Here is a 9,928-nt window from a genome sequence, read left to right on the forward strand (position 1 = left end):
CACGTCGAGGGCACCGTCGCGGTCCAGCATGTGCAGCAGGGAGAAGCAGTGCACCATGCGCGCGGCAATCCAGAGCCCCTTGCCCTGCTCGGGTTTCGGGGATGCGTCGTCGCCAAGCCAGAAGTAGCCTCCTGCCGGATCGACCACGTTGGGCTGATAGAAGTCGACGAGGTGCTCGCGGTGATCGTCCAACCACTCCAAGTGCTCTGGGGCGCCCCACGTGTACTTGCCCATGTCAACTCCGTTTCTTTCGTAGTCCGTATTCGCGCATCCGCTGAGGGTAAGGCACCACGCCTGCGTCGTAGCAGGGAATGTCTTGTTCGTCGGCGAAGGCGTATCCGTACTCCTCGCTGGGCACGGCCCGCCTGGTGGATTCACCGTCGTAGGCGACGAGCAGCAGGGATGCCTTATTGAACGACGTTGGGCGTTCTACCCAAGCCTCGACGCCCCGCCGGGTACGACAAAACTCGACGAGGTGGTCATAGGAAGCGACTTGCAGCTCATCGGCAACATGTTGTTCCCGGGCCTGCTGTTTGCGTCTGCGGAACCAACCCACAAGGGCCATTATGACGTACCTCCGTGCTGAGGACGTGACGGCGGTGCGCCGACATCAGGCGCGGTTGGGGTCGGCGATATCCTGGGGTTGCTGTCGTGTTGCGCGACTGCACTTCCTTGCACATGCGTGATCAAACGGATATAGGCTGAGTACCAAGAAGCGGCAAACCAAAGGAGCAAGCACACAATGTCCACCGAAGTAACCCTTCCTGCACTGGGCGAATCGGTCACCGAGGGCACCATCTCTCGTTGGCTGAAGTCCGTCGGCGACACCGTCGAAGCAGACGAGCCGTTGCTGGAGGTCTCCACCGACAAGGTCGACACCGAAATCCCGAGCCCCGTCTCCGGAACCCTGCTCGAGATCCGTTTCGAAGAAGACGACGTCGCCGAGGTAGGCGCTGTGCTCGCCATCGTCGGAGATGAGTCGGAGAGCAGCGCAGCTCCCTCCGACAACGCCCCCGCACAAGACGAAGCTCAGGCATCCGAGCCGGAGCCGGAAGCGCAGGCCGCGCCTGAACCCGAGGCTGAAAAGCCCGCGAGCGGTGGATCTGCCGCGGCAGGCACCGACGTGACGCTTCCCGCGCTCGGCGAATCGGTCACCGAGGGCACCATCTCTCGTTGGCTGAAGTCCGTCGGCGACACCGTCGAAGCAGACGAGCCGTTGCTGGAGGTCTCCACCGACAAGGTCGACACCGAAATCCCGAGCCCCGTCTCCGGAACCCTGCTCGAGATCCGTTTCGAAGAAGACGACGTCGCCGAGGTAGGCGCTGTGCTCGCCATCGTCGGAGAGCCTTCCGACGGCGACAGCTCCGGCGATGCTCCCCAGCCAGAAGCCGCTCCTGAGCCAGAACCAGAGCCGGAGCCCAAGGCAGAGGCGAAGCCAGAACCCAAGCCCGAACAGAACTCGGAGCCGAAGCAGGGGAAGGTTGAGCACTCCCCCGCCGTCGAGGCCGCCGTGGCCCGCCGCGTCGCAGAATCGTCGTCGGATGGCACCTACGTCACCCCGCTCGTGCGCAAGCTCGCCAAGCAGCACGACGTCGATCTAACGTCGCTACAAGGCACTGGTGTGGGCGGCCGCATCCGCAAGCAGGATGTGCTCGACGCCGCGAAGGCTCCTGAGCAGAAGGCCCCCGCTGCGGCGCCCGCCAAGCCTGCTCCGGCGAAGCCCGCGCCCGCGAAGCCCGAACCCAGCGCCGAGGCGCAGGCATTGCGTGGAAAGACGGAGAAGCTGTCGCGTCTGCGCAAGGTGATCGCCGAGCGCATGACCGCGTCGCTTGCCACCGCTGCGCAGCTCACCGCCACCGTCGAGGTGGACATGACCGCCATCACCCGCATCCGCAAGGTGGCGAAGGACGAGTTCAAGGCCCGCGAGGGCGTGTCGCTGTCATACCTGCCGTTCATCACAGCAGCGACGGTGGAAGCGTTGAAGGCGTTCCCCGTCGTGAACTCGACGGTGGACTTCGAGGCCGGCACGGTTACCTACGCTCAGGCCGAGAACATCGGCATCGCCGTGGATACGCCGCGTGGCCTGCTCGTGCCCGTCATCAAGGAGGCCGGCGACCTCAACGTTTCCGGCCTGGCTCGCAAGATCGGCGACCTCGGCGCTCGCACCCGCGAAGGCAAGGTTGGCCCCGACGAGCTGGCCGACGGCACGTTCACCATCACGAACTACGGTTCGGCCGGCAGCCTGTTCGACACGCCGATCATCAACCAGCCTGAGGTGGCAATCCTCGGCACCGGCGCGCTCGTGAAGCGCCCCGTGGTGGTGACCGACGAGTTCGGCACTGACAGCATCGCCGTGCGCGACATGATGTACCTCTCGCTCACCTACGATCACCGCATCATCGACGGCGCCGTCGCCGCCCGCTTCCTCTCCGCCATCAAGGCGCGCCTGGAGGAGGGCGACTTCGGAGCCGAGTTCGGGCTCTGAGCTAGCAATTGCACTCACGGCGGGCGGTCTGGGGTTTTCCCGGGCCGCCCGCCGCTGTGTTGACACCCTGCCCAGCCGGCGCGGGCCCCGTCGGACATGTGCGTGCCCCCCCCCAGGCAGGGGCAACCTGTGCGGCTCTGTTCCGGTGTTATGTCTCAGGACATCGGTGACAGTTTTGTGTCAGGACATCGGTGACAGTTTCGTGTGTGTTGGTGGTGACACTTCGATGGGTGGATGAGTAAGAATGTGCCTGTTGATCCGCGTGTTCGTTTGGCGATTGCTCGGTGGCCTGAGGATGCCCCGCGTGGGGCGGTGAGCGCGTTTTGCCAGGAGCATTCGATTTCTCGTAAGACGTTTTATGTCTTGCGTCGTCGAGCGATAGAGGAAGGCCAGGCGGCGGTGTTGGAGCCGCGGTCGAGACGGCCGAAGTCAAGCCCGACGAGAATCTCGGGGGAGGTTGAGGAGCAGGCGTTGGAGGTGCGTGCGGCGTTGGAGGCGTCGGGCTTGGATCACGGGCCGATCAGTGTGCATGACAAGATGTTGGCGATGGGTATGGTCGCGCCGTCGCCGGCGTCGTTGGCTCGGATTTTCCGTGTCCGGGCAGTCGCGCGGCGAGAACCTGGGAAGAAGCCTCGTTCGGCGTATCGCCGGTTCGTGTATCCCGCGCCGAACGCGTGCTGGCAGCTCGACGCCACCGAGTACGTGTTGGCCACAGGCAGCAGGTGTGTGATCTTCCAACTCCAAGACGACCATTCCCGCAAAGCGGTGGCTTCCCTGGTCGCGGCCAAGGAAACCGCCAAGGCCGCGGTGACAGTGTTCCAGCAGGGCGTGGCCACGCACGGAGTCCCGCAGCGGCTGTTGACCGATAATGGCGCAGCGCTGAACACCTCGCGGCGTGGCGCGATCTCAGCACTGACCGTCTACGCCACCAGCCTTGGAGTGCAGCCGATCACCGGGCGGCCGGGTAAACCGACCACGCAGGGCAAGAACGAACGTTTCCACCAGACCCTGTTTCGCTGGCTTGACAAACAGCCCGCAGCCCACACGATCGCTGACCTGCAAACGCAAGTCGACGAGTTCGACATCATCTACAACACCCAACGCCCTCACCAAGCACTCCCGGGCAGAATCACCCCGCAAGCCGCGTGGGACGCCACCGCTGTCGCGGAACCACCAATCCCCGTACCCGAGCCCGTCCACACCCCACAGCCAGGACTGCCACGCTATGCCCGACCCGACGAGATCGGCGAGTACCGACGCCGGGTCCGCAAGAGCGGAGCGATCACAGTCAAAGGCGTGATCTACCACCTCGGCCCCCACCTGATCGGACGCTGGCTCACCGCCACGATCACCACCACCACCATCACCGTCACCGACCCCGAAACCGGCGAAATCATCATCGACGCATCCCCACTGCCACCAGCCGGAGTCCGCTACGTCGGCAACGGCAAACCCCCAAACCAGCCCCGAAACCAGTGAACTGTCACCAATGTCCTGAGACACCAACTGTCACCAATGTCCTGACACAGAAACGTCACCCATGTCCTGAGACATCACACGGCTCTGTTCCGGCACAGGTGTCACCTGCCTGGCCGCAACGAGGCATCGTCGGGAGACAGGTGACACTTGATCCGCTCTGTTGCCGCACAGGTTGCCCCTGCTTAGCGGCGACGAGGCGTAGCGCAGCCTCTGGATGAATGGCATCCCCCCCCTTGACGCCGCAGGAGCACGTCGTGCTACCGTGGGAGCGCTCACACAGATGTAGACGGCAATGGCGCGAACATAATTCAATAACCATCTAACCCCCCGGTAACTCACGCCATTACTTGCCCGGTATCTTTGGAGCGCTCCCATATAGGTCCAAAGGAGGATCACATGTTCACACCGCAAGCCCCCGTTTCTCGCCGTGGTTTTCTAGGCGCCACCGGCCTTGCCGCAGGCACTTCCCTGCTCTCTGCCTGCGGCTCAGGGTCGGGCAACCCAGACGGCGTCGTCACCATGGGCTCGTACCAGTCCGATGACGTCCCGAAGAAGGCCTTCGCCGAGATGATGGCTGGCTTCAAGCAGGGCGAAGTGAAGATCAACACGATCCAGCACGAAACCTTCAAGGAGGGCGTCAACAACTACCTCCAGGGGAACCCCGACGACACGTTCACTTGGTTCGCAGGCTACCGCGCCCGCAACTTCGCGGATAAGGGGCTTGTCGGCGACCTCTCAGACGTCTGGGAGAAGATCGACGGCATGCCCGATTCGATGAAGGTTGCGTCCTCGGATTCCAAGGGCCGACAGATCTTCATCCCCAGCACCTACTACCCATGGGCCGTCTTCTATCGCCCGAGCCTGTTCAAGGAACGTGGCTACGCGGAACCCAAGACCTTCGACGAGTGGCTCGCCCTCTCCGAGCAGATGATGAAGGACGGCATCAGCCCTATCGCCTTCGCGGCTAAGGACGGTTGGGAGGCCATGGGCACGTTCGACATGCTGAACCTGCGCGTCAATGGCTACGACTACCACGTCTCACTCATGGCCGGTAAGGAGGCCTGGGACGGGGAACAGGTCAAGAACGTGTTCAAGGCTTGGAAGGAGCTTCTGGCATTCCACCAACCCGACGCGCTCGGACGCACCTGGCAGGAAGCCTCGCAGGGCCTCATCCAGAACAAGTCCGGCGTCTACGTGATGGGCATGTTCCTGCAGCAGCAGTTCGCTGAGGCTGGGTTGGAAGACGACCTCGATTTCTTCGTCTTCCCTGAGTTCGACTCCAAGATAGGCGCCAAGGTGGTAGAAGCCCCCGTCGATGGATTCATGATGGCGGCTAGACCCAAGAACGAGAAGCTCGCCAAGGAGCTGCTCGCCTACCTCGCCACACCCGAGGCGGTCGGCGTCACGGTCAAGTCCGACCCTTCGGTGATCGCCGCCAACTCAAAGGCGGACCAGAGCACCTACAACGCGCTCCAGAAGAAAGCCGTGACGATCATCGAGCAGGCCGAGGCCATCTCGCAGTTCTTGGACCGCGACTCGCGCCCTGACTTCGCCAACACCGTCGTCGGGCCCGCGCTGCAGTCTTTTGTCAAGGACCCTGCACAGATCGACTCCATCCTCACCAACGTCGAGGCCCAAAAGAAGTCGATCTTTGGAAATGAGTGACGGAGGTTCACCCATGAGCAACACCACTCACACAAGACGGCGAAACCGCAATCTCCTCCTGTCCAGGACTGACAAACTAGTCCTGAGCCTGATGCTGGGAATTCCCGTCCTCGTTGTCGTCGGACTCGTCTGGGGACCGGCCCTGATCACCGTGCTCTTGTCGATGACGTCCTGGGACGGCATCGGCGGGCTTTCTGACATCAAGTGGGTGGGTGGCCAGAACTACGTGGATCTGGCCACCATCTACCCTCCCTTCTGGCCTGCGCTGTGGCACAACGTGCTCTGGCTGCTCGTCCTCTTCGCCGTGTTTACCCCGCTGGGTATGCTTTTCGCGGTCTTTCTGGACAAGGAACTGCGCGGCACCCGCTTCTACCAAACAGCGTTCTACCTTCCCGTGGTCCTGTCCGCAGCGCTCGTCGGATTCGTCTGGCAACTCATGTACAGCCGCGACCAAGGCCTGCTGAACGCGCTGCTGGGCACCTCGATCGACTGGTACGGGGATTCCTCCATCAACCTGTGGGCGGCGATCATCGCCAATGGGTGGCGCCACACCGGCTACATCATGTTGCTGTATCTCTCAGGTCTGAAGGGCGTCGATCCTAGCCTGCGTGAGGCTGCCAGCATGGACGGCGCCAGCCAGACCAAGACCTACCTACAGGTCATTTTCCCGGTGATGCGTCCAGTGAACATCATCGTGCTGACCATCACCTTCATTGAGGGGCTGAGGGCCTTCGACATCGCTTGGATCATCAACCGTGGCCGCAACGGACTGGAGCTGATCTCGACGCTGGTGACCACCAACGTCGTCGGTGAAGCCAGCCGGATCGGCTTCGGCTCAGCGCTGGCGACGATCATGCTGCTGATCAGTTCCATCTTCATCGTCATCCAACTCCGAGTGGTCATGAAGGGAGAAGAGTCATGACGACAACCACTGCCGGCAAACGCAACCAAGGCATTCGCCCGATGCGTATCCTCCTCCAGATCTTCCTCATGGTCATGGCTCTCCTGTGGCTGTTCCCACTGCTTTGGGCACTGTTCAACTCGTTTAGGGACTACAGCTACACCTTGCAGCACGGGTATCTGTCCTTCGGCGGGTTCACCCTGGATAACTACGTACAAGCCTGGGAGCGGGGCGGATTCACCAACAGCTTCATCAACTCGGCCATCATCACGCTCACAGCCGTCGTGGTGACCCTGGTGCTCTCCTCATGCGCTGGCTTCGTGTTGGCTCGCTACAGCTTTCGCTTCAACCTCTCCATGTTGGCGGTGTTCGTCGCGGCCAACCTCCTGCCGCCGCAGTCCCTGCTCATCCCCATCTACCGCATGTTCCGAGCGGTGGAACTACCCTATTGGCTCTCGTCCTCTGGCTCGTTGCTGGACTCGCACCTGGGCGTCATCATCGTCAACGTCGCGTTCCAGACCGGGTTTTGTACCTTCGTCCTCAGCAACTACATCAAGACGCTGCCGAAGGAGATCTACGAGTCCGCCATGCTCGACGGGGCCTCCATCTGGACGCAGTTCGCGGGGCTGACAATCCCGCTGCTACGCCCACCGCTGGCCGCACTCGCCACGCTGCAGACCGCATGGATCTACAACGAGTTCTTCTGGGCGACGGTGCTGATGCAATCGGGAGACAAGTTCCCTGTGACAAGTTCCCTAAACAATCTCAAGGGCGCGTTCTTCACGGATTACAATCTCCTGTCAGCAGGATCCATCATCGCCGCACTACCGGTACTCGCAGTGTTCTTCATCCTGCAAAAGCAGTTCGTCGCCGGCCTCACGCTGGGCGCAACGAAGGGATAGGAACAAATCGCATGAGCACCACGATCGAGGATGTCGCACGAGTCGCGGGGGTTTCTCGCGGCACCGTGAGCCGTGTGCTCAACGGGGCGTCAAACGTGTCCGATGCTGCACGCGATGCGGTTCAAAAGGCGGTCGAGAGGACGGGCTACCGTCTCAACTCACACGCCCGGGCACTCGCATCGGGACGCAACCATGCTGTCGCAGTTTTGTTGACGCAGCCCTCCGACGAACTCTTTGACGATCCGACCATTCACGAACTCGTGAAGGGAGTATCGGAGGGTTTCGGCGACAGCTCGGATGCCCTCCTGCTCCTCCTTGCAGGTAGCGAGGTGGAGCGACGAAGGACCGCCCCGTTCCTCGACCGTCGCCGCATCGACGGCGTGGTGCACCTGACGCCACACATGACCGACCCCTTGCTAGACCGCATCATCGCCGCGGATCTTCCCGTTGCGGTCTGCGGTCGGCTCTCAGAGCGTTTCCTGGGGCCAAACGTTCGCACGGCGACAATCGACGACCTCACCGGCGCCACCGCAGCTGCCCGGCATCTGCTGGCCTGCGGTGCCCGCCGGGTGGCGATCATCACCGGCCCGGAGGACGCACCTGGCGCCGAATTACGACTCAAGGGGGCACGCTCGGGGCTCGGCGTCCATTATGATCCCCGGCTCGTCCGCTACGGGGATTACGGCCCTACCTCGGGTGCCGCGGCGATGGAGGACTTGCTTCAACACCATCCGGATATCGATGCCGTCTTCTGCGCATCGGATCGCATGGCCGCCGGTGCATACCGTAGCCTCGAAGCTCATGAGAAACGCATCCCGAACGACGTACAAGTCGTTGGCTTCGACGACCACGAGATTAGCCGAGAACTCATGCCCGCGCTGACCACCATCCATCAACCCATCCAGTACCTCGGGGAACAGGCAATCCTTATGCTGCAGTCGATGATCGCAGGTAAGGATCCCGGTCACCGCTTGTTCCCCACACACCTCGTCGTGCGTGAATCCACTCTCAATCCAGCCCGCTGAACATCCTTGCTTTCGGAAAGGAAACCCATGTCGACTCCCGACGAAACCCACCGCATCCTCGAGTCCACCGCTCCTGGCGATGGTATTCCGCCGAGGGCATGGCGGCGCGACGAGCAGTACGTCCACTCTCTCGACGGGACCTGGCGCTTCTTGCTCTCCCCCAGCGTGGCAGAGGCGCCCTCGCACTGCGATGCCGCAGACTACGACGACAGCGCCTGGGATGAACTCACCCTGCCGTGCCACTGGGTACTCGAAGGCGACGGTAAGTACGGGCGGCCGGCATACACCAACGTCAAGCTCCCCATCCCCATGGACCCGCCGCACGCACCCGACGAGAACCCTATCGGCGACCATCGGCGCGCGTTCGAGCTACCAGAAGGCTGGGACCAACACCAGCAGATACTGCTGCGCTTCGACGGCGTGGAGTCGCTCGGCATCGTCGCCGTCAACGGTCAGCACGTCGGCGTGCTGCGCGGCTCGCGGCTACCTTCTGAGCTCGACATCACCGACGTGGTGCGCCCCGGCACCAACTCCGTGCATGTGCGCGTCGCGCAGTGGTCGGCGCAGACCTACGTCGAAGACCAAGACCAGTGGTGGCTGCCCGGCATCTTCCGCTCGGTCACACTCGTCGCGCGCCCCGAGGGGTGCATCACCGATCACTGGGTGAACGGCGCCTACGACCACACCACGGGTGCCGGCACGCTCACCGTCGAAATGCCCGACAACGCCTTCCCGGTGCGCATCCACGCAGCCGAGCTCGACGTCGACGTCACCTGGAACTCGCCTGCCGACGTGCAGCCCATCGTCATCGACGACGTGACCCCCTGGAGCCCCGACCGCCCAGCACTCACCACCGTCGAGATCTCCAATGCGACGGATCACGTCACCGTACGCGTGGGGTTCCGCACCGTCGAAATCCGCGGTGACCAGTGGCTCGTGAACGGCACACCGATCAGGCTGCGAGGCGTCAACCGCCACGAGTTCCATCCCGAGAAGGGCCGCGTCTTCGACGAGGCAGACTGCCTCGAGGGCATGCTGCTGATGAAGCGCCACAACCTCAACGCTATCCGCACCAGCCACTATCCGCCGCATCCCCGACTGCTCGACCTCGCTGACGAGCTGGGTTTCTGGGTGATCGACGAGTGCGATCTGGAGACCCACGCGTTCGGCTTCGTCGGCTGGGAGAATAACCCCAGCGACGACCCCAACTGGCGCGACGCGTACGTGCAGCGCATGGAGCGCATGATCCACCGCGACCGCAACCATCCGTCGATCATCGCGTGGAGCTTGGGCAACGAATCGGGCAGCGGCGCGAACCTAGCCGCCATGGCCGACGCCACGCACCGCCTCGACCCCACCCGCCCCGTGCATTACGAGAGCGACTACGAATCCGCCTACACCGATATCGTCTCGCGCATGTATAGCCCTGTCTCTTATACACATCTCCGAGCCCACGAGACGTCCTGGATAA

At 62.8% G+C, this 9,928-nt stretch carries 9 protein-coding genes; 7 read left to right on the plus strand and 2 right to left on the minus strand.

The features are described from left to right. Positions 1 to 234: AGE family epimerase/isomerase (locus tag Q0X61_RS11550; protein WP_297742802.1), on the minus strand; the 234-nt coding region annotated here is incomplete at its 3' end. 1 nt (position 235) lies between these two features. Next, a complete protein-coding gene (locus Q0X61_RS11555; protein WP_297742804.1) occupies positions 236 to 565 on the minus strand; it encodes a hypothetical protein in 330 nt (109 codons plus the stop codon). A 177-nt stretch (positions 566 to 742) separates the two neighbouring features. Here Q0X61_RS11555 and sucB point away from each other — a divergent pair, with 177 nt between their 5' ends. From sucB to Q0X61_RS11590, 7 genes are all read left to right on the plus strand, one after another. Continuing rightward, entirely contained in the window at positions 743 to 2,485 is a 1,743-nt protein-coding gene (gene sucB, locus Q0X61_RS11560) for a 2-oxoglutarate dehydrogenase, E2 component, dihydrolipoamide succinyltransferase (RefSeq protein WP_297742806.1), read from the plus strand. A 312-nt stretch (positions 2,486 to 2,797) separates the two neighbouring features. Further along, on the plus strand, positions 2,798 to 3,964 hold the full coding sequence (locus tag Q0X61_RS11565) for an integrase core domain-containing protein (protein WP_297742816.1): 1,167 nt from the start codon (positions 2,798 to 2,800) through the stop codon (positions 3,962 to 3,964). 396 nt (positions 3,965 to 4,360) lie between these two features. Beyond that, positions 4,361 to 5,629 carry an ABC transporter substrate-binding protein gene (locus tag Q0X61_RS11570; protein WP_297742808.1) on the plus strand — a complete coding sequence of 423 codons (1,269 nt, stop codon included), beginning with the start codon at positions 4,361 to 4,363 and terminating at the stop codon, positions 5,627 to 5,629. Positions 5,630 to 5,720: 91 nt separating this feature from the next. Beyond that, positions 5,721 to 6,551, plus strand: a complete 831-nt coding sequence (locus tag Q0X61_RS11575; protein ID WP_297742810.1) for a carbohydrate ABC transporter permease — start codon at positions 5,721 to 5,723, stop codon at positions 6,549 to 6,551. Continuing rightward, positions 6,548 to 7,432 carry a carbohydrate ABC transporter permease gene (locus Q0X61_RS11580; protein WP_297742811.1) on the plus strand — a complete coding sequence of 295 codons (885 nt, stop codon included), beginning with the start codon at positions 6,548 to 6,550 and terminating at the stop codon, positions 7,430 to 7,432. Before Q0X61_RS11575 ends, Q0X61_RS11580 begins: the two co-directional genes overlap by 4 nt. Before the next feature lie 11 nt (positions 7,433 to 7,443). Further along, positions 7,444 to 8,457, plus strand: coding sequence for a LacI family DNA-binding transcriptional regulator (locus Q0X61_RS11585; RefSeq protein WP_297742813.1), 1,014 nt, complete (start codon positions 7,444 to 7,446; stop codon positions 8,455 to 8,457). Between the two features lie 27 nt (positions 8,458 to 8,484). Further along, positions 8,485 to 9,928: glycoside hydrolase family 2 TIM barrel-domain containing protein (locus Q0X61_RS11590; protein ID WP_297742814.1), on the plus strand; the 1,444-nt coding region annotated here is incomplete at its 3' end.

It is taken from the genome of uncultured Tessaracoccus sp. (assembly GCF_947255005.1).
GTDB lineage: Bacteria > Actinomycetota > Actinomycetes > Propionibacteriales > Propionibacteriaceae > Arachnia.